This is a genomic window from Aquiflexum sp., assembly GCF_041751335.1.
Lineage (GTDB): Bacteria > Bacteroidota > Bacteroidia > Cytophagales > Cyclobacteriaceae > Aquiflexum.
In genome coordinates, this window is the sequence record NZ_JBGSXS010000034.1 from 1 (window position 1) to 20,870 (window position 20,870).

Below are 20,870 nucleotides of genomic sequence, written 5' to 3' on the forward strand. Positions count from 1 at the left end.
GAGAAGCCATACCTATTCCCTTTGACAGTCCGGATGGCAAAAACCGGGAACCGACTTATTATGCCATAATGGATTTTGCAAAATGCATCCGGGAAAACAAGCAGCCTTTTGCTGATGTAAAAGCAGGAAAAAATACCGCAATAGCAGTACATATGGGCAATAATGCTATGGAAGAAGGAAATTTTCAATTTTGGGACTCCTCTTATTCCACCTGATCATTATGTCCAAGTAAGCTATTGTCCTCTAAATAATCTTCTGTAATTGTCAAATTGACTCCCCCTTATGAAGCTGACTACTTTTGACCTGCTCATTATAGGTCTGTTCTTTCTATTGATGCTTGCCATAGGGATTTACGCCTATTTCAAAAATAGAAGTGCTGAGGATTATTTCGTGGCCGGAGGCAATCTGCCTTGGTGGCTTTCGGGGATTTCGCATCATGTATCGGGTTATAGTGGGGCAGTATTTGTCGCCTATGCAGCTTTGGCATATACCCATGGGGTGTCTGTCTATTTTTGGTGGGCCTTGACCATTGGAACAACTATCCTTGTAAGCGCACGTGTTTTTCCTGTTTTATGGGTAAGGTTGAGAAAACAATTCCAGATTCAATCCCCTTTGGAATTCCTCGAAAAACGATACAATCTCCTCACCCAACAGATTATGGCCTGGAGCGGCGTATTGTTGAAGCTGTTTGATATCGGAGCCAAATGGGCTGCCATTGCCATCTTATTGAATGTATTTACAGGAATCAGTTTGACAGCAGGCATTTTGATTGCAGGAGGAATTTCCTTGCTATATATCACTTTTGGAGGGCTTTGGGCTGTGGTCATGACAGACTTTGCCCAATTTATCGTACAGCTTCTGGCCGGAATTGTCATGTTCGTAGCAGTGCTCCAAAGATTGGACGGCCTGCAAAGCATATTCAGTCTCTGGGAGCAACTCCCTCCTGAAAACAGTCAGCCTTTCAACGAACCATACGGTGTAGGTTTTGCCTTGGCATTTTTATTTATCAATTTCCTCTCTTACAATGGAGGCCAATGGAATCTGGCGACGAGGTATATTTCATCACCATCCGAAAATCAAGCCATCAAAGCAGCCAGGCTTTCCGGGATTTTGTACCTGATCTGGCCTTTGATTTTATTTTTCCCAATGTGGGCAGCACCGATTTTATTACCTGATTTGCTTGACCCAAGTCAATCTTATGGGGAATTGACCCTTTTGCTTTTACCTTCGGGCTTGGTGGGATTGGTCATCGCTTCCTTATTCGCCAATACCATGTCCATGACTTCTTCTGATATCAACACCATCTCTGCGGTGATTACTAGGGATATCTTGCCCACTCTTTCGGAAAAGTTTAGCCATGGGAAATCCTCTCTGGTAGTAGCGAGAATTACCACTTTCATCTTCACCAGTATGACCATCTTTATCGCTCTTCAATATGAATACTTTGGTGGAATACTGGGTTTGATCATTTCCTGGTTTGGGGCATTGGTAGGACCGATTGCCATCCCGATGCTTTTTGGGTTGATTCCAGCATTCAGGTCTTGCGGGCCAATTGCGGCTATTGGATCTATATTTTCAGGATTGGTGACATTTATTTTGACCAAAAACATTGAAATCAGTAGTTTGGCTTTACAGGTCAGTTTACCTTTGGTCGTGTCGGCCATAGTCTATGTAGGCATAGGTTTGATCCAAATCAAAAGGGTTCCTGACAATGTCAAATCGCTTCTTAAATCCATAAGTCAAGAATAATATGGAGGTAGCTAACTTTACAACTTGCCAGATCAATCGTAAAATAAAATCAGATATTCATTGATATTAGATTTTAGAGATATTTGTGGGCCGTGACGTATAGATTCAGTCCAATTGTTGAGGTTTGATTTTGAATTCTTTAATCAAGATTGTGGAAAATCACAAAAAAATATGAATGTAAATGTTTTCGATTCGAGGAAAGAAATGGGTAAGGCTGCTGCAAAAGCTGTGGCATCAAAAGTCCTTGAATTTCTGGCCAAAAAAGAATCTATAAGGATGGTATTTGCAGCGGCACCTTCCCAAAATGAGTTTCTGGAATCTTTGGTCAACATCAAGGATATCCCCTGGAACAGGATAACAGTTTTTCATATGGATGAGTACCTTGGACTTCCAAAAGAGCATCCTGCCCTTTTTGCCAACTTTCTCAGAAGGAAAATATTTGATCAAGTTCCCTTCAGGGAAATCCACCTGATTGACGGCAATAATCATCCTGAAGCAGAGTGCCTTCGGTACACGGCACTTATTGAGGAATCAACTATTGACATTGTGTGTATGGGGATTGGGGAAAACGGACATATTGCTTTTAACGACCCTCCTGTAGCCTTATTCAATGATCCTGCAGCAGTAAAAAAGGTAGAACTCGATGCAGCATGCCGACAACAGCAGGTAAATGATGGTTGTTTTCCCAATCTCGAAAATGTTCCTAAACATGCGCTTACCTTGACCGTTCCCGCTCTTTTGAATGCCGGTTTTATCTCCTGTGTGGTTCCTGGTAAAAACAAAAAGGAAGCATTACAAAAAACTCTTTACGGTTCCATTGAGACCCTGTGCCCTGCTTCCATTTTAAGGATTCATGGAGATTGCCATTTGTTTACGGACAAAGATGCTTACACAGAACAATTCCCGTTAGGAAAAGAAACCTTTGGAATAGACTTATTGACCGGGAACTATACCTTTTTCAACTCCGAAAACAAACTCATTGAAACCCTAATCCAATCTTATCCAAATGAATCAGATTCGCTTCTTTTTTTCGCTCCAGGTTTGGTAGACCTGCAGGTAAATGGGGTCAATGGGGTGGATTTCAACAATGAAAATCTTTATGTGGAGGAAATATTAAAGGCTACTCAATATCTCCTTAGCAAGGGAGTAACCGTATTTTTTCCGACCCTGATCACAAATAAAAGGAACAATATCCTACAGATACTCAAAACTTTTTGTCAGGCCGTTTCCCAACACCCTTTGATTGCTTCCTGTGTGGGAGGCATTCACCTGGAAGGTCCATTTATATCCCCACTTGATGGGGCAAGAGGTGCACATGATGCTAAATACATTCAAACCCCAACCTGGAAATTGATCGAAGAATTTCAGGAAGCTTCAGGTGGATTGATAAAATTGATTACACTGGCGCCGGAATTAGAAGGGGCAATGGACTTGATCAAAAAATGTCATGAATCAGGAATTAAGGTTGCCATTGGGCATAGCCTAGCATCGTCTGGGGAAATCACTAAGGCTGCAGAAGCCGGCGCAAATCTTTCCACCCATTTGGGCAATGCTGTTCCTATGGTCCTTCCCCGTCATCCCAATATGCTTTGGGATCAATTGGCCCATGATGGGTTGTATGCCAGTCTGATTGCGGATGGGTTCCATTTGGGGGAATCTTTTCTGAAAGTGGTTTTGAAAACCAAAGGTGATAAAGCTTTTTTGGTAAGTGACAGTACGATGTTTTGTGGCATGGAAGCCGGAGAGTATCAAACACATATCGGGGAAAATGTTGTCCTGGAACCCAATGGCAGGCTTTCTTTAAAAAACGGCGATGGGCTGTTGGCCGGGGCAAGCAAAAATTTAATGGAAGGGGTACAATACTTGATCGATAAGCATTTGAAATCCCTTTCGAATGCCTGGAAAATGGCCTCCACCATCCCCAATACCTTTATGGATTTGGGCCATAAAAAAGATGCGGTTGTTTTTTCAATGGAAAGTGGAGGTCAAATTCAAATCCATCATGTAATAAAAGACGGAATCATTGGGTTTTCAAAAGAGGGATAGTAGATAATAATTCAATTGTTTTACGCCAAGTTTAATCTGTCACAAAAATTACAATCCCTGTAATATTTTGCTCCATTTGATATATTTCCCTTTAGGACAGCTGCAATCTGCCAATAAATACTTCGATCCTCTTCTGGCTCCGGTTTTCATCGTGCCATATACTGAACCTCCATCCAAAAAATATTCACTGCCATCCGAACCGGATTGGGAGAGTTCCTGACTTCGGGTCAACAGATCCATAACAAAAACATCTTGCCCTGTTTTGGTCTCCATAAATGTCATTGCCACTACCGAAGTACTATTTAAAGGTACTCTTGGAGTGGGATAAATAGCATTGGCTTTATCAGGCTCCAACATGTCAAATCCATCGGATGCCCTAAAGTCTTTCAGTTCCAACTTCAACAGGTATTTTACACCTAATACCTGATGCATCTTTTCGGTTTCATGCTTTTTGATATTTCCGGCAATCATTTCATAATCCCAATCTTCCAGTAATTCCAAACGGATGTCCGGGTATTTATCAAACTGTTTCTTGATAATCGAATACAATTTCTCTTCTTCTCTAACCAACAAATCAGGGATCTGAATTTCCAACAAGACCAGGTCTTCCTGCTGCCAACAGACCTTGCAATACTGCTTCTTCTGGAACTTGGTATTCTTGCAGGAGAAAAGTGAAAAGATAAGAAGAAATATAAGGTATTTACGCATTATTTGAAACCTAGATCCTGACACCCGAATGGACTTAATTCAAATTGAACCCTATGTTGATTTCAGGATTGAGGGGAAAGAAACCCCGGTTTCCATTCGGATAGGAATAATTATATCCAAAACCTAAACTAGGATCCAGAGTGGTATTTGACCCTGTGGCTTTTTCAAAGGATATTGCAGGATTTAAAACATTTATTTTTAGTACATCTTCGGTCTGTGAAAATGAAAATCCAGAAATCAGAAATAAAATTGAGAAAACAAAAATTTTATATTGTTTCATAATGAAAAGTAAAAGTCTTGAAAATTCCACCAATTGATAATTGCAAACTTAAAAATCAATTAATAAACCTAACTTTAAAAATATCTGACTAAGAAAATACTTCAAAAACATATAATGGATTGATTTTCAATTGGAAATATATCAATGTGGGTTTAATAATTGCTTTATTAATATTTGTCGTGAATTTAAAAAAATTGTCGTTTAATTTACATTCTATAAAATATTGTCGTAAATTTGTCGTGAATAATTAAATTTGCGACAATGGTAAATGTAACCACAAAAAGAGATCTTCTGGTTATCAAAGGGATTATTGAGAGATTCCCGTATGGTGCTTCTATTGAGGATATCCTGCATAGTGATGGGGTGGATTTGGAGCTAAGGACTTTACAGCGCCGCCTCAAGACATTGAAGGAAGAGGGGGAAATTTATACCTCGGGGGGATCCAAGTCCACCAAATACCATATTTCTCATGAGCTAAGTCTTGTCATGGAAAAGGAGCAGGAAAGACTAATCCGTCCCAAAAAGGAGGGGATTTCTATTTCCAAAGAAGGGAAAGGGATTATTGCTTATTTGTCAAAACCACTTTCGGAAAGAAAAAAGGTTGGTTACAATTTGAATCTTTTGAGATCTTACAGACCAAATTTCGATGCTTATCTGACTTATGATGAAATTCACAAATTGACTGTCCTGGGTCAGACCAATAATAAAAATCAGCCTGCCGGGACTCATGCCAAAGAAATCCTGAACAGGTTGTTGATTGACCTGTCCTGGAACTCAAGTAGGCTGGAAGGGAATACCTATTCTTTGTTGGATACCCAAAGGTTGATTGAGTTGGGCGAGTCTGCCGAGGGCAAATCCCTGGAGGAGGCTCAAATGATCATCAATCACAAGGATGCTATAGAGTTTTTGGTTGAGTTGGGCGATGAACTTGATTTCAACAAGTATATCCTGTTGAATCTACATGCATTGCTGGCGGATAACCTGATGCGTGACCCTGATTCTATCGGTAGGTTGAGGTCTATTCCTGTTGGTATTTATCAATCGGCTTATACTCCGCTGTCCATCCCACAATTGATAGCTGAACAGTTTGATCTGATAATGGAAAAAGCAAAAGCCATCGAGAATCCCTTTGAACAGGCTTTCTTTATGATGGTGCACCTCCCCTATTTACAGCCTTTTGATGATGTCAATAAAAGGACTTCCCGATTGGCGGCGAACATACCTCTGTTCAGGCATAACCTTTCACCGATTTCCTTTGTGGAAGTTCCCAATGAACTTTACACGCAAGGGATTCTTGGGGTTTATGAGTTGAATCAAATGGATCTGTTGAAGGACATCTTTATGTGGGCTTATGAAAAATCTGCTGTTCGCTATGCAGCGATTCGACAGAATGTCAGCGAGCCAGATCCATTTAGGACCAAATACAGGGATGAAATCAAAAGTCTGATTACTGAGATTATTTCTGCTAATCTGAGTCCTAAAGCAGGTTCTGAGTTGATCAAATCGAAAGCAGCAAAACTTCCGAAAGAAGATCGTGACAAGTTTTCGGAATTTGTGGAAGGTGAATTACTTGGCATCCACGAAGGGAGTTTTGCAAGGTTCAGGGTTTCTCTTTCTGAATTTAAGGTTTGGAAGGAGAATTGGTCAAGGAAGGTTTAATCTTTCCTTGGCCTTTTTTTTAAATGAGATTTTGACCGAAATGAAAGGATAGAATATATACCGTACCTAAAGGCACGGAATGCCACTTTAAACATTTTTTTCTACCCATATTAAGTCCCTAAAGGGACAAAAACGCTAATTCTAATTCTTCAGAATTAATTTCTCCATTTATAATTACATTCTTACAAAGGGGTATGATTATCATGGGTGTTCCACCTACCTGCATGCTAAAAAGACATTGACAGGCAGGTCTGACCATTTAAAAACAATTATAAACAGAAGAAATGCTCTACACCCATCTTAGGATGTTTTCATTTGGTGATGTCCGAGCTGATGGGCTTTTAAACTATTTTTTCCAGCTTGACACTTCTTCCCCCCAATCTCTTACTCTTATCAGCTGCCTCCATAAAAGCCAGTATCTCCAAAGTTTCCTCAGGTTGAACCGGAATATTTCCTGTTTCAAAATATTTCACAATCTCCAACAACAAGGGTTCATATCCCGCATAAGGTCCCAGGACTACATTACCGGACTCTGTAAATGCCATCCCCCCATAATCATGTTTGCCGGATCTCGTACCTCTCAATGTCCCTATACGTCCATCTTTCCAGGTGCCTACCACCACATCAGTATCCTTGGTACTGACCCTTACCACAGATTCACAGCCTGTTCCCATCACGGTAAACAATGTCTCCACCCCATGAATCCCATACCAGAACAAATCAGGATGTGTTGGTTCCAATTCCGCAGGGCTAAATGCACTTGCCCCCACGACTGATTTTTTATCAATTTTATCTATTCCGGTGATATACCGTAAGGATGAAGAAGAAAAAACCGGAATCTTGAATTTTTCAGCAGCCTCAAAAATCGCTATCGCATCTTTCAAGGATGCTGTCATGGGCTTATCAATAAACATACGCTTACCGGCTTTGAAAACCTCCATTGCCTGTTCCAAATGGAGTTTCCCGTCATTGGTCTCCAATAAGACCACATCCACCTTATCCATAAGTTCAGCTATTGATCCCACGATTTCAACCCCCATTTTTTTGATGTCCTCCGTATAGCCGGGGATTCTGTCCTTACTGGATATGATATCCCTGCTTCCGTGAGGGTAGGCTGCTACCACATGGTATCCCAAATAATCCGGGGAATCTTTATGTCCGTTCAGCACTTTGGTAAAAGCAATGCTATGGGAAGTGTCCAAACCAATGATTCCAACTCTTTTTCCATTCATAGTTGATTTGATTTCGGAAAATACAGTACCCGATACCATTGATAAACCCAATCCTACTGCAAGGATAGATGTGTTTTTGATAAAATCTCGTCTGGGAAATAAATCGCTATTGGCCATAACTTAATTGGTGTTATTATATAGTTTATGCTCCAATTTATTTAAATTTATTGTTTAAACCCAAACACATATGAAACACGTCGTCGTAGGCTGGTTTGAAATACCTGCCTCAAATATGGAAAGAGCAATGGCATTTTATGAAAATGTTTTTGACTGTAAATTGGATAGGCACAAAATGGATGAAATCGATATGGCGTGGTTTCCATGGGACCACACCAAAAGTGGTGCCGGTGGAAGTCTGGTCAAAAATGAGAAATACTACAATTCAAGTACTGAAGGGGTTTTGGTTTATTTTTCGAGTACTGATGTGGCAATCGAACTTGAAAAAGTTGAACCTGCAGGCGGGAAATTATTACAGAGAAAAACATTAATCTCAGAGGATATAGGATATATGGGATTGTTTCTGGATAGCGAGGGAAATAGGATAGGAATTCATTCTTTGAAATGATTGGAAATGTGGTTTCCTGCTTTTGTGCCAATGGATGCTTTTTTTTTGAGAGAAGACCGATGACCGATGATTCGTGATTTTATATTTTCACTCTTGAATGGGGAAAAATTTAGCGATTATAGAATTTTAGTAAGGATGCATATACAGAAATATAACTATTTACTAATCCGGAAAAAAGATTCGTTCTTTCCCTGAATAGATATTGAAACTGCCGCTTTTTAAAAAACCTATAAGCGTAATTCCCTTTTCTTCTGCCATCGAGACGGCCAAACTTGATGGGGCGCCTACTGCTACTAGAATGGGAATTCCTGCTTTGATGGATTTTTGTACCAATTCAAAACTTATTCTACCACTCAGCATCATCAAATGCTGATTTAGTGGCATACTCCCTTTTTCCAAAGCGGCTCCTACCACTTTATCAAATGCATTGTGGCGTCCCACATCTTCACGAAGTATCAATAAATCCCCTTCTAAATTGAAAAGGGCAGCCGCATGCATCCCACCTGTATATTTGAAACCTACCTGAACTTCCATGAGCCTTTCGTTCAAAAGAGATAAGAGTTCGGATTTGATTTTGGGTATTCCGGGTTCCATTTTCTTTCCCAATGTGCTAATGGAATCAATGGCACTTTTGCCACAGATGCCACAACTGGAATTGGTCAGAAACTGCCGGTCTAAGATTCCCTGATCAAACTCAACCGATGGCTCAAGTTTGACAATCAATACATTTCCTTTTTCCTCAGGCTTACCTTTTTTGCAATACCTGATCAATTGAATATCATCTTTTTTTTGAATGATGTTCTCTGCCAATAAAAATCCGATTGCCAGTTCAAAATCATGACCTGGTGTTCTCATTGTCACTGTAAGGGCCTTTTCCTTCCATGCCAGCTCACTACCAAATTGCAATTTGATCTGTAAAGGTTCTTCAACAGCCAAAAGATCGTTCTTGGATTCCAATTGGTTGTCTTTCCAGGAATTGATATGGACCCAGGTTACAGGGGAATTGGTTTTCATCAGATATCAGATTTTTTGATCGATACCTCCACAAATTTGGATGCAGGACAAAAAGATTCAGGTGATTTATTGTCTATGGCAACCAAAACATTTCCTTCTGGAAAGTAAACACCAACACAACCTTTGGAAATCATATAAGGCACTACTTGAAAATCCCTTAATTCCCTTTTTTGCCCATTGAAATGGCTGGTGATATTCACAAAATCTTCTGATGCAACTCCAATGGTTTTCATATCATCTTCATGCATCATGACTACTTCCCTGCTGTTTTTGATTCCTCTATATCTGTCATCAAAACCATAAATAGTCGTATTGAACTGGTCATGACTTCTAACTGTCATCAAAATAAAATTCCCTTTTCCGATTTCATTTTGGGGTAAGGCATTGACTGTGAAATGGGCTTTCCCATCCTGGGTTTGAAATTTCCCTTCCCGGTTGCAATTGGGTAGATAAAACCCGCCCGCTTTTCTGATTCTTTGGTTATAATCCTCAAAACCGTCAATCACGCTTTCTATCTTTTCCCTGATAAGGTCATAATTCTGGGACAATGATTTCCATTCTGTTTTGGTTTTGCTTTTCAATGTTGTCTGTGCAATGCCGCAGATGATTTCTACCTCGCTTTTGAGATCGGTGGAAATTGGAGGAAGATCACCCAAAGACATTCTGACCCTTCCTGCGGTATCCTCGGTACTTACAAATTGTGGACCTATTGGACTGATATCGGCTTCAGTTCTCCCCAAACAAGGGAGAATAAGTGCAGCTTTTCCATGGATTAAATGACTCCGGTTGAGCTTAGTGGAAACTTGGACTGTCAAATCACAGTTTCTCAGTCCTTCAAAAACTAAGTTGGTGTCAGGTGCCGCCAAACTAAAATTCCCTCCCAATCCAAAAAATACCTTAACCTTTTTATCCGCCATTGCCTTTATTGCCGCTACAGTTGAATATCCATGTTTCCTTGGAGCCTTAAATTCAAATATCTTTTCCATTCGATCCAAAAAAGAATCCGGCATCTTTTCCCAAATCCCCATAGTCCGGTCTCCCTGCACATTGCTATGCCCTCTCACAGGAAGGGTGCCTGCTCCTTTTTTTCCAATAGAGCCTTTCAGTAATAATAAGTTGACGATCTCCCTGATGGTGTTTTCGGCATTTCGGTGCTGGGTGACTCCCATGGCCCAAGCAATGATAATTTTTTGTTTGTCTTTGAGCATTTCTGCGGCCTTAAATACCAACTCTGGTTCAAGGCCACTCTGCTGGATCAATTCCTCCAGATTTGAAGTTTTCAATTCCTTAAGCAAATCCTCAAAGCCTGAAGTATTTTTATCAATAAAGGCATGGTCAAAGACATTTCCTCCACTCCTCAAATCCTCCTCATATAAAATCTTCATCAGGGCTTTTAAGAAAAAAATGTCCCCGTTAATCCTGATAGAAAGATACAGGTCATGAATTTTTGTAGGTTTCCCTACCCATTCCCAAGGTCTTTGCGGATGCCTGAAATGCATAAAACCAGCTTCGGGCATGGGGTTGACTACGATAATTTTGCCGGCATTTTTCTTTAATTGCTCTAGGGACAAAAGCATCCTCGGTGAATTTGTTCCGGCATTTTGTCCAATATTAATCAGCACATCAGCCTCAGAAATATCATCCAAGGTCACGGAAGCTTTACCAATACCCAATGTTTCTTTCAAAGCTTTTCCACTTGCCTCATGGCACATATTAGAACAGTCAGGAAGGTTGTTTGTACCAAATTGCCTCACAAAAGATTGATATAAAAAAGCAGCCTCATTGCTGGCCCTACCTGAGGTGTAGAATACGGCTTCATCCGGGGAATCAAGGCCACTCAGCTTTTCAGCAATGAATTCAAAAGCCTCATCCCAAGAAATGGGTTCATAATGTCGAGAGCCTTCCCTTAAAATCATCGGTTGGGTTAACCTCCCTTGTTTTTCCAGCCAATAATCTGATTTTTCCAAGAGTGAATCAATGGAATTTTCTTTAAAAAAATCTGCTGTTACTCTGTGTTTGGTGGATTCCCAAGCAACCGCTTTGACTCCATTTTCACAGTATTCCGCTATTTTACTTACTTTATCTGCATCCGGGTCAGGCCATGCGCAACTTGGGCAATCAAAGCCTTTGGGCTGATTGAGTTTGAACAAAGTCTTTACACCCCTTCCAATATAGGTTTCTTCCCAAAGGTAATATCCAACAGATTTGATGGCCGGGAATCCAACTGAAGTCCCCGGCATAGGAGAAATTTTGACTTTATTTTCTTTTTTCATTTAAATCTTTCCAAATGATAGTTACCAATGACATATATCGGAGCGCCGTCATGCTGATCCCGATAGCGATCGGGAGAAGCATCTCATGAGATACAGTATATAATATAATTAGATAGGACCTCTGGAGATCCCTCGTGCCTCGGGATGACGGCTGCCGAGTGGGTATTTTTGATGTCATTACATTTTCTGAGCATTTTAATATTGTTAGGGACTCACCATGACGGTTGCCCTTGCATCCGACATCGGTCATCATACAATTTTTAAGAAACCAATATAACTACCAAACGACCCGACAACTACATCACTTATTCATCAATTCCTCAATCTCCTCGGCCTCAATCGGTATATTTCTCATCAAATCGAAATAACCTTCATCCAGGACGACAATGTTATTTTCCAACCTTATTCCCAAACCTTCTTCCTGTATATAAATCCCCGGTTCAACGGTAAAGACCATCCCCGGTGTGATGGGTTCGTGCATGGTCCCCACATCGTGCACATCCAAACCTAAATGATGCGAAGTGCCGTGCATAAAGTATTTTTTGTAGGCGGGGGTCTTAGGATCCTGATTTTTGATGTCATTTTGATCAATCAAGCCCAATTCAAGTAATTCTGACTGCATCATCAAACCCACCTCTTTATGGTAATCCTGTATATTGATCCCCGGTCTGAGAATATCCATGGCACCTCTTTGCACCCGCAATACGGCATTATAAACCTTCTTTTGCCTTTTAGTAAATATTCCATTGACAGGGATGGTCCTGGTCATATCCGCATTATAGTTTCCATATTCCGCCCCGACATCCATAAGGATCAAATCCCCGTCTTTGCAGATTTCTTTGTTTTCAATATAATGCAGCACACAGGCATTGGCACCACTGGCAATGATGGGTTCGTAAGCAAAGCCTTTACTGCGATTTCGTACAAACTCGTGGATCAACTCCGCTTCTATTTCATATTCCGTCACTCCGGGTTTTGTAAAGGAAAGGATTCTTCTGAAGCCTTTTTCTGTAATATCACAAGCGATCTGCATTTGATCTGATTCTTCTTTTTCCTTTACCGCTCTCAATGCATGCATTATCGGAGCCACACGATGATAATGGTGCAATGGATATCTTTCCTTGCAGGTTTTTATAAACCTAGCATCTCTGGTTTCGACCACCACAGCTGCACGAAGGTGCTCATTGGTGTTTAGGAAGACATTTTCACTTAAGGCCATCAATGTATTCAAAACACCATCAAAATTGGAAACCCATTGTATATTTTCAATCCCTGAAGTTGCCAACGCTTCTTCTTTGGTATATTTATGACCTTCCCAAATCGCAATATGCTCGCTGGTTTCTCGTAAAAACAGCACTTCTCGCAAATTAGGATCTGGAAAGTCCGGACAAACCACCAATACCGATTCCTCTTGATCAATCCCTGTGAGGTAAAAAATGTCATTATTCTGTCGGAAACGAACTGATCCATCCGCATTTGTTGGCAAAATATCATTTGAATGAAATACTGCCAAAGATTTTGGGGGAAGTTTTTCTTTGAGTTTTTGACGGTTTTTGATGTAAAAGTCCTGTGATAAAGGTGTGTATTTCATAATGTGTCCTGATAATTGGTATTAGAGAAGAATGAAATTAGGTATTAGATATTGAACCAAAAATACCATTTATCAATTGGGTAAAAAAACACATCAATAAGTCTTTTATTTTTGTACTTTGAGGCAAGGAAAAATTAAGCATGCAATATAATTTAAAGGAACTTCCCAATGGGATCCGAATAGTACATCAGGAAGTCACCCATACCCGGATGGTACATTGTGGTTTTGTACTGAACATTGGCAGTAGAGATGAGTCCAAGGAACAGGAAGGTTTGGCGCATTTCTGGGAACACATGGCATTCAAAGGGACCAAAAAAAGAAAGGCCTATCACATCATTAACCGATTGGAATCTCTTGGAGGAGAATTGAACGCCTACACTACCAAGGAAAAAATCTGTTTTTATTCAAGCATTTTAAAAGAACACTTCCCGAAAGCTGCAGAGCTTTTATGCGATATCACTTTCAACAGTACATTTCCAAAAAAGCAAATCGACAAAGAAAGGCAGGTCATATTGGAAGAAATGGCCATGTACCGTGATTCACCGGATGATTCCATTCAAGATGATTTTGATGAGCTGATTTTTGAGGGGCATGCTTTGGGCAGAAATATATTGGGAACTGAGCAAACTGTTACCAATTTTACCCAGGAAGACTTTTTTGAGTTTATATCTTCCCGGCTCGATACCACACAGATAGTCTTCTCGGTAATCGGAAATATATCTTTCAATAAAGTGCTTCAACAAGTAGCATCTTTTCTGACTGAAATCCCTGCGAAAAGAAGTTTGTATGTCAGAAGCGGTTTCACCAAATATCAACCCAAGGTGAAAGTCGTCGAAAAGGAAATTACGCAGGCCCATTGTGCCATTGGAAAACCTGCATTTTCATTTTATGATTCCAGGAGATTTCAATTATACTTGCTCAACAATATCCTTGGCGGTCCTAGTATGAATTCCCGTTTGAATCTTTCCTTAAGGGAAAAACATGGCTATGTCTATAGTGTGGAATCACATTATCAAGCCTACTCTGACACAGGTTTTGTTGGGGTTTATTTTGGTACGGAACAGAAAACTGCAAACCGGGCCAAAAAAGTCGTGCTGAAAGAAATGGAAAAGTTGAGGCTCAAAAAATTGGGAACCATGCAACTCCACATGGCCAAAGAACAGGCTATCGGACAAATGGCGATGGCCGAAGAAAATTATGCTGCCTTGATGTTGGTTTTTGCTAAAAACTTGTTGGACAAAGGGAGAATTGACTCCTTGGATACTATCTTTGGCATTATCAGGGAATCGACCGCTGAGGATTTGATGGATATTGCCAATGAAGTTTATAGCCCTGACCAATTGAGTTACCTGAATTATATTCCTGCCTGAAAATGGATTTTCTCTCCCCCGAAATATTATCATATTGCCAAGATCACAGCAGCGGAGAAGATGAATTGCTCCGGCACATTTCAAGGGAAACTCACGCCAAGGTATTGATGCCAAGAATGCTTTCCGGCCACTTACAGGGAAAGACCCTGGAATTGTTGGTTAAAATGTTGAATCCCCAAGTCATCTTGGAAATCGGGACATTCACGGGTTACTCCGGAATCTGCTTAGCCAGAGGATTAGGGGAAAATGGCAGGATTATCACTTTGGATATCAATGAGGAGTTGGAAGACATGACGAGGGGATTTTTCAAAAAATCCGGATTGGATTCAAAAATAGATTATAGAATAGGAAATGCTATGGATATCATTCCTATCATTGAGGAAAAATTTGATATGGTCTTTATTGATGCCGACAAAGGAAACTATATCAATTATTATAACCTTGTCGTTGAAAAAATGAATCAAGGTGGCATCATATTGGCGGACAATGTATTGTGGTCCGGAAAAGTAATTACTGAGGAGGGAAATAAGATTGATAAAGACACGCAAACTATACTGGATTACAATAGAATGGTTCAGAATGATCCACGAGTCGAAAATGTACTTCTTCCTATCAGAGACGGATTAATGCTGGCAAGAAAAATATGAATATGAATAATTTAATGACCTTCAAGAGAAATTTACTGATCTGCTTTACTTTTTTAATTGGGCCGATGGCTTGGGCCCAGGTTCCACAAGTCCCCAATGAACTCCGTTTTGCAGACATAACAATTAAAATCAATGAACAGGCGAGAAGAGAAATTCAAAGTGATGTAGATGCCCTTTACCGTAATCCAACCTATTTCAGGGCAAAAGCCGAAAGGGTAAATCTTTATTTGCCTTTGGTAGAGAGGGAATTGCGAGACGCAGGGGTTCCTGCAGATTTTAAATATTTGGTTATACAAGAAAGCAGCCTGATCTCTGATGCTGTTTCTACTTCAAATGCAGTAGGATTCTGGCAGTTCAAACAAGGGACAGCAGAAGAAGTGTCTCTAAGGGTAGATAATCAAGTTGATGACAGGAAAAACATTGTGAACTCTACACAAGGGGCCGCAAGATATCTGAAAAAAAACAATGCCCAATTTGATAATTGGATTTGTGCGTTGGTGGCCTACCAAATGGGATTGGGGGGAGCTAGAGGCTATTTTGGGACACAATTTAATGGAAAAAAAGTAGTCGAAATTGACAGAAATTCGCATTGGTACTTTAAAAAATTTCTGGCCCACAAGGTTGCTTTTGAAAGTCCGACTGTTAGATTAGCAAGCAATTCGGGGTATTTGGAGGAAATCAGGATACAAGGCCCAACAACTTTGAAAGCCATTGCACCAAGACTGGGTGTAACTGAAGCCCATTTAAAAGAATACAACAAATGGACCGCTAAAGGCAATATCCCCGATGACAGGCCTTATTCCATAGTATATATGAGGGAGGGCACACAACAAGCTAGACCCGCAATTGCCCAAACCCAACCTACAACCCAGCCTGCTGCTACTACTGTCAGTACCGTGAGCAATACTGCTTACCCAATAGTCACAGGAAACCAATCAAATGCTACCCAGCCTAATCAGATCAAGGTTAATAACATAGATGGTGTTAAAGCGGCCAACACAACAACCCAAGAAAATTTCACAGATCAGATAGGGATCAAAGAAAATAAATTCAGAAGGATCAACGACCTCGAAAAAAATGAAAAGATAGAGGCCGGTCAATATTACTACACCAAAGCAAAGAAAACCAGAGCTGAAGAAGAGCAACATGTTGTTCTTCCCGGAGAAACCCTTTGGTCAATTTCCCAAATGTACGGCATCAAATTATCTGCTTTAAAGGCTAAGAATCGAATAAACGAAGACAGGGACCTAAAAGCTGGAATGATGTTGAATTTAAGAGAACATCTCAAAAGGGGTGAGGATATTCCCATGGTTCCAGCTACTGAATTTAGGAAGGTCGTCGCTTACAACAATCAACAGCCAACACCCACAAGTCCAACTAAAGTTAATCAATCTCAAAATACCACTTCTCCTGTTTCCAGTCCAGCTACTTCCAACACAAGTCCAAAAGTTGCCATCCATACTGTGGGTCAAGGGGAAAATTTGTTCCGAATCAGCCAAAAATATGGGGTAACTGTCGATGATATCAAGAAATGGAACAGATTATCAAACAATGATATAAAGATTGGACAAAAATTGACGATTAATAAACCATGAATTTTATTTTAGCACTTTGAACCTGCAAAATGCAAAAAAGAGTTTTCTCCCTTTGTCTTTTCTTCTTTGTTTCTGTCTCCTTGCTCAAAGCTCAGGATAGATTAATGCTTGCTGACACCCTGCTAATTAGTGGTGACACTATTATTATGTTGGGAGATTCAATTATTATCAAACAACAGGTAAAACCGGTCTATTGGGAAAATGGAGGGAATTTTAACCTGAGCCTTCAACAAGTAAGCCTTTCTAACTGGAATGCAGGTGGGGCAAGTAATTTTGCCCTGAATACTGGCCTGAGTCTTTTTGCCAATTATAAAAAAGATGAGATCATCTGGGATACCAAATTAAATGTCAGTGCAGGATTTAATAGTCAGTCAGACAGAAGGTTCCGAACAAGGAAAACCAATGATAACTTTATTTTTATTAGCAAATATGGACGGGAGCTTACGGACCTTTGGTTTTTGACTACACAGTTGGAGGCAAGAACCCAATTACTTTCAGGTTATCGCTATTTCAGGCCTTCTGGCTCAGAGTTTGATTCCAGGTCAAAACTCTCCGATTTCCTTGCTCCTGCTTACATCCAATCCTCAACGGGTTTGAATTACCGTAAGGAATATGACAATAAAGATAGGATTTCAATCATTGCCTCGCCTTTTACAGGCCGTTTTACAGTTGTGCTCAATGATTCTCTCAGTAATGCTGGAGCATTTGGGGTCATACCCGGTGAAAATATCCGTGCAGAAGCAGGGGTGTCTTTTGGATCTACAACTGATATACAAATGCTTGAAAATATTAGGTGGAAAGCAGATTTAAACCTGTTTACCAATTTTGAAAGATTGGGGAATTTTGTGGTCAATTTCAACTCAGTAATCTCCATGAAAGTCAATAAATACATTACCACCCGAATTGAAACCATATTGATCTATGACGAAAGGGTACTGATACAACAAGCGGAGGGTCCTCCAAGACAGGCTGTGCAATTACAGAATATGATCAATTTTGGGATTGGACTTGATTTTTAAAAATCGGTTTCCAATTGAAACCTTCGTTGGAATTCTGCCAATGCCGGAGATTTTTCCTTTAAGTATTGTAGCTTATCTGTACTGGTGTATAGCTTCTTTTTCCCGGATTCCTCTTCTTTGATTTCACTTTCAAGGTGGATACTGTAATTATTCAATTTTCTCCTTAAAGTACCCAATACATCTGCTTTGATTTTGTGAAAAATATCCTGTTGTAATTCCCCATTGAGTTGAAAAGTAATGGTTTCCCCTTTCAAAACAACTTCTTGTTTCAGTACAGTGACTTCCAGATTTTTATGATTTGTTTTATAGTCTTCGATGATCTCGAAAAGAACGTTTTGCAATTTGTTGAAATCAAAAATTTCAGCTAGTTGATCTACATTAGACTGCTCTTGCTTTTCTTCCTCTTGATCTTTAGTTGTTATGGAAATGGGCCTTTCTTCTACCTGCTTTCTTGCTTGACTGATACTTGTGGGTATGGAAAGCGTCCGTAGAGCTTCTGTTTTTTTGGCGGCAAAGGGATTGGCATCTTTGAAAAGTGATGCCGCAACGCCTTCGCTTTTAGTTGGCTCTTCTGGCTCAATCAGCCTTTTTTTTTTGACTCCTCTTGGGCCAACACAGCCAATGAAATGGCCTGAGGCAATTTGGCCATTTTCATCAATGCCAACTCTACGTGAAGCCTTTGGTTTTTACTCGCCTTATAATTGATATCGCATTGATTACAGATATTCAATGCGGATAATAAAAAAGAGACGCCCGCTTGTTGGGATTGTAAAAGGTATCTTTCCTTAGCAGATTCTGAAACCTGTAACAAATCAATGGTTGCAGGATCTTTGCAAACCATCAGGTCCCTAAGATGCTCAGACAATCCTGTGATAAAATTATTGCCATCAAATCCTTTTTTTAAAATCTCATCAAAAGTCAACAATACATCTGAAATACTTTCTGCCAAAAGCGCATCCAAAACCTTGAAATAATAATCGTAGTCCAGAATATGGAGATTGCTGATGGTTTCCTGATAGGTCAATTTTTTGCCAGCCGAAAAGGTGACAATCAAGTCAAATATAGACAGGGCATCTCTCAATGCGCCATCTGCTTTGGTGGCAATCAATCTCAATGCTTCTTCCTCAGCCTCAATCTTTTCTTCGGCAGCGATGTATTTGAGGTGTTGGGCAATATCCGCAATCTGAATTCTATTGAAATCAAAAATCTGACACCTGGAAAGAATGGTAGGGATGATTTTATGTTTTTCAGTCGTTGCTAAAATAAAAATGGCATACTTGGGAGGCTCCTCCAATGTTTTCAAAAAGGCATTGAAGGCCTGATTCGAAAGCATGTGAACTTCATCAATGATATAAATTTTATATTGTCCCTGCTGAGGTGCATACCTGACCTGTTCGATAAGGTTCCTGATATCATCTACCGAGTTGTTGGATGCAGCATCGAGTTCATGGACATTAAAGGATGCATTATTATTAAAAGCTTTGCAGGAATCGCATTCATTGCAAGCTTCAAAATCAGCTGTAAGATTTGGGCAGTTGATGGTTTTGGCCAAGATTCTGGCACAAGTGGTTTTTCCAACTCCTCTGGGTCCACAAAAAAGAAAAGCCTGTGCCAGGTGGTCATTTTTGATGGCGTTTTTCAGGGTAGTTGTAATATGCCCCTGACCTACGACACTTTTAAAATTGGAAGGCCTATATTTTCTAGCTGAAACAACAAAATTTTCCATCACCGCAAGATATAAAATTATTGGAAACCTGACTTAGAAGAAACCAATACAAGGAATAATTTTTTTGTTAAGTCACTCATTATAAGCTGAATTAAAAATCAAAAGAAATTCCGGTCTTAAAAGCAAATATGAATCTAGTGATCGGGACTATAGGTTTGTCTTCATAAGAAAAATCAAAGGTATTGTTAAAAGAGAACCTATCCGAAATCTTGGTGTTGAGGTTGAAGTTACCGTTAATTCTATTTCTAAAGGCTTGAATAGACCTGTCATAGCCAACTTGGTAATAATTGACCATATTAAAATCCACGTAATCATTGACAGTTAGACTCAAAGAAATATAATTTGAACTTTTGAGAAAATCTACATTCACGGATTCTTCAGTGAAGGGGTACTGCCATGTTTCATTTTCATAAAGCCCTCCTAAGCCCAAAATTAAAGTAAGTCGATTGCTTTCTACGACTCCGGCCCTGAAAGTCCCCCCTGCAATCCATCTCGGTGCCAATCCTCGGAAATTATCAAAAGAATACTGTACGAAAGTTTCAATGTTATTTTTTTCTTCAAAATTAAAAACTGTACGTCCGTGTATCAGACCAAAATTAAGAAAGTCGGAATCATTGATCCGGAGATAATCAAAATTAGAGACAAAAATATAGGCATGTTTTCCTGGATGGTACATAGAATTTAGATCCCATTTATATCCAAAAAGATTGACAGGAGCATCAGCAGCAGCACTTCGGTTATACACATTGAGTCCTGCAGTAGCTTTGGCTACAAAAACCTTCGAAGAATCACCTTTCAGCCGGTATCTTTCAATATTGAGTATTTGTGAGTAGGAAGAAAAGGAGATGGAAAACAGTACTATGAAAATTATTTTTCTCAAAACAAATCTTTATTTAAGCCACAAAGGTTTTAAATTTTGAATAGTAATGCAAGGATGTTGGTAGGTTGTAGGGTTTGGTCATTTCGAAGGTCGAGAAATCTATTCAGCTTGAAGGTTTTAGACCTCTCCTGTAGTACCAATGACATAAACCGGAGCAGCCGTCATGCTGATCCCGATGGCTATCGGGAGAAGCATCTCATGAGGAACAGTAAATGTAAAATGAACATAAATAGAACCTTTTGAGATTCCTCGTATCTCGGAATGACGGGTAACCTGATGTCATTACCAATTTTGAACGTTTAAAAAATGTTGGGGACTCGAGGTGACAAGGAAAAGTAAAATAAAGCCTCTAAACTTTTTATTGGTTCTGAAGTACATAGGATTCCCTTCTTGGTCCTTAGTGAATTATAATTAGACATTTTCTTGATTCTTGTCTCCCCGATACTCGGGGCAGGCTTTGATTCTTGTTTCTTAAAAACCAACCTCTCTTTTATCAACTCACCAATCTCACGTCTC

The 20,870-nt window shown here is 39.9% G+C and carries 16 protein-coding genes and 1 pseudogene; 9 read left to right on the plus strand and 8 right to left on the minus strand.

Going from position 1 to position 20,870, the window contains the following annotated elements; genetic code table 11:
* The 3 genes and pseudogenes from ACEW8U_RS01715 to ACEW8U_RS01725 form a co-directional block, all read left to right on the plus strand.
* A pseudogene (locus tag ACEW8U_RS01715) lies at nt 1-215 on the plus strand (gfo/Idh/MocA family oxidoreductase); the annotation flags it as partial.
* Between the two features lie 67 nt (nt 216-282).
* The gene (locus ACEW8U_RS01720; protein WP_373520308.1) at nt 283-1,749 is read left to right on the plus strand and encodes a sodium:solute symporter family protein; all 1,467 of its coding nucleotides are present in this window, start codon (nt 283-285) and stop codon (nt 1,747-1,749) included.
* A 171-nt stretch (nt 1,750-1,920) separates the two neighbouring features.
* The gene (locus ACEW8U_RS01725; protein ID WP_373520309.1) at nt 1,921-3,795 is read left to right on the plus strand and encodes a 6-phosphogluconolactonase; all 1,875 of its coding nucleotides are present in this window, start codon (nt 1,921-1,923) and stop codon (nt 3,793-3,795) included.
* Nucleotides 3,796-3,843: 48 nt separating this feature from the next.
* On the opposite strand, the gene ACEW8U_RS01730 is transcribed toward ACEW8U_RS01725, so the two are convergent.
* Nucleotides 3,844-4,503 carry a hypothetical protein gene (locus ACEW8U_RS01730; protein ID WP_373520310.1) on the minus strand — a complete coding sequence of 220 codons (660 nt, stop codon included), beginning with the start codon at nt 4,501-4,503 and terminating at the stop codon, nt 3,844-3,846.
* A 541-nt stretch (nt 4,504-5,044) separates the two neighbouring features.
* Here ACEW8U_RS01730 and ACEW8U_RS01735 point away from each other — a divergent pair.
* The gene (locus ACEW8U_RS01735) at nt 5,045-6,442 is read left to right on the plus strand and encodes a Fic family protein (protein ID WP_373520311.1); all 1,398 of its coding nucleotides are present in this window, start codon (nt 5,045-5,047) and stop codon (nt 6,440-6,442) included.
* A gap of 341 nt (nt 6,443-6,783) precedes the next feature.
* Here ACEW8U_RS01735 and ACEW8U_RS01740 read toward each other — a convergent pair whose 3' ends face one another.
* On the minus strand, nt 6,784-7,713 hold the full coding sequence (locus ACEW8U_RS01740) for a Gfo/Idh/MocA family protein (RefSeq protein ID WP_373520355.1): 930 nt from the start codon (nt 7,711-7,713) through the stop codon (nt 6,784-6,786).
* Nucleotides 7,714-7,861: 148 nt separating this feature from the next.
* Between ACEW8U_RS01740 and ACEW8U_RS01745 the strand changes: the two genes are divergently transcribed.
* Nucleotides 7,862-8,239 carry a VOC family protein gene (locus ACEW8U_RS01745; protein WP_373520312.1) on the plus strand — a complete coding sequence of 126 codons (378 nt, stop codon included), beginning with the start codon at nt 7,862-7,864 and terminating at the stop codon, nt 8,237-8,239.
* Nucleotides 8,240-8,401: 162 nt separating this feature from the next.
* On the opposite strand, the gene fdhD is transcribed toward ACEW8U_RS01745, so the two are convergent.
* The 3 genes from fdhD to ACEW8U_RS01760 form a co-directional block, all read right to left on the minus strand.
* Nucleotides 8,402-9,253, minus strand: coding sequence for a formate dehydrogenase accessory sulfurtransferase FdhD (gene fdhD, locus ACEW8U_RS01750; RefSeq protein WP_373520313.1), 852 nt, complete (start codon nt 9,251-9,253; stop codon nt 8,402-8,404).
* Nucleotides 9,253-11,526, minus strand: coding sequence for an FdhF/YdeP family oxidoreductase (locus tag ACEW8U_RS01755; RefSeq protein WP_373520314.1), 2,274 nt, complete (start codon nt 11,524-11,526; stop codon nt 9,253-9,255). The genes fdhD and ACEW8U_RS01755 overlap by 1 nt, the downstream gene beginning before the upstream one ends.
* A gap of 301 nt (nt 11,527-11,827) precedes the next feature.
* Nucleotides 11,828-13,117: an aminopeptidase P family protein gene (locus ACEW8U_RS01760; protein WP_373520315.1), complete on the minus strand. Its 1,290-nt coding sequence runs from the start codon at nt 13,115-13,117 to the stop codon at nt 11,828-11,830.
* A gap of 140 nt (nt 13,118-13,257) precedes the next feature.
* Between ACEW8U_RS01760 and ACEW8U_RS01765 the strand changes: the two genes are divergently transcribed.
* Genes ACEW8U_RS01765 through ACEW8U_RS01780 form a run of 4 tightly spaced genes read left to right on the plus strand, consistent with a single transcriptional unit; the run spans nt 13,258 to nt 17,748 of the window.
* On the plus strand, nt 13,258-14,487 hold the full coding sequence (locus tag ACEW8U_RS01765; protein WP_373520316.1) for a M16 family metallopeptidase: 1,230 nt from the start codon (nt 13,258-13,260) through the stop codon (nt 14,485-14,487).
* Nucleotides 14,488-14,489: 2 nt separating this feature from the next.
* Nucleotides 14,490-15,134: an O-methyltransferase gene (locus ACEW8U_RS01770; RefSeq protein WP_373520317.1), complete on the plus strand. Its 645-nt coding sequence runs from the start codon at nt 14,490-14,492 to the stop codon at nt 15,132-15,134.
* 2 nt (nt 15,135-15,136) lie between these two features.
* Nucleotides 15,137-16,729, plus strand: a complete 1,593-nt coding sequence (locus ACEW8U_RS01775) for a LysM peptidoglycan-binding domain-containing protein (RefSeq protein ID WP_373520318.1) — start codon at nt 15,137-15,139, stop codon at nt 16,727-16,729.
* Between the two features lie 29 nt (nt 16,730-16,758).
* Entirely contained in the window at nt 16,759-17,748 is a 990-nt protein-coding gene (locus ACEW8U_RS01780) for a DUF3078 domain-containing protein (protein ID WP_373520319.1), read from the plus strand.
* Here ACEW8U_RS01780 and ACEW8U_RS01785 read toward each other — a convergent pair.
* The 3 genes from ACEW8U_RS01785 to ACEW8U_RS01795 all read right to left on the minus strand — a co-directional run bounded on the left by ACEW8U_RS01785 (nt 17,745) and on the right by ACEW8U_RS01795 (nt 20,354).
* On the minus strand, nt 17,745-18,089 hold the full coding sequence (locus tag ACEW8U_RS01785; RefSeq protein WP_373520320.1) for a hypothetical protein: 345 nt from the start codon (nt 18,087-18,089) through the stop codon (nt 17,745-17,747). The genes ACEW8U_RS01780 and ACEW8U_RS01785 overlap by 4 nt on opposite strands.
* Nucleotides 18,090-18,328: 239 nt before the next feature.
* Nucleotides 18,329-19,474 carry a DNA polymerase III subunit gamma/tau gene (locus ACEW8U_RS01790; RefSeq protein WP_373520321.1) on the minus strand — a complete coding sequence of 382 codons (1,146 nt, stop codon included), beginning with the start codon at nt 19,472-19,474 and terminating at the stop codon, nt 18,329-18,331.
* 91 nt (nt 19,475-19,565) lie between these two features.
* Nucleotides 19,566-20,354: a DUF481 domain-containing protein gene (locus ACEW8U_RS01795; protein WP_373520322.1), complete on the minus strand. Its 789-nt coding sequence runs from the start codon at nt 20,352-20,354 to the stop codon at nt 19,566-19,568.
* Nucleotides 20,355-20,870 lie beyond the last annotated feature (516 nt).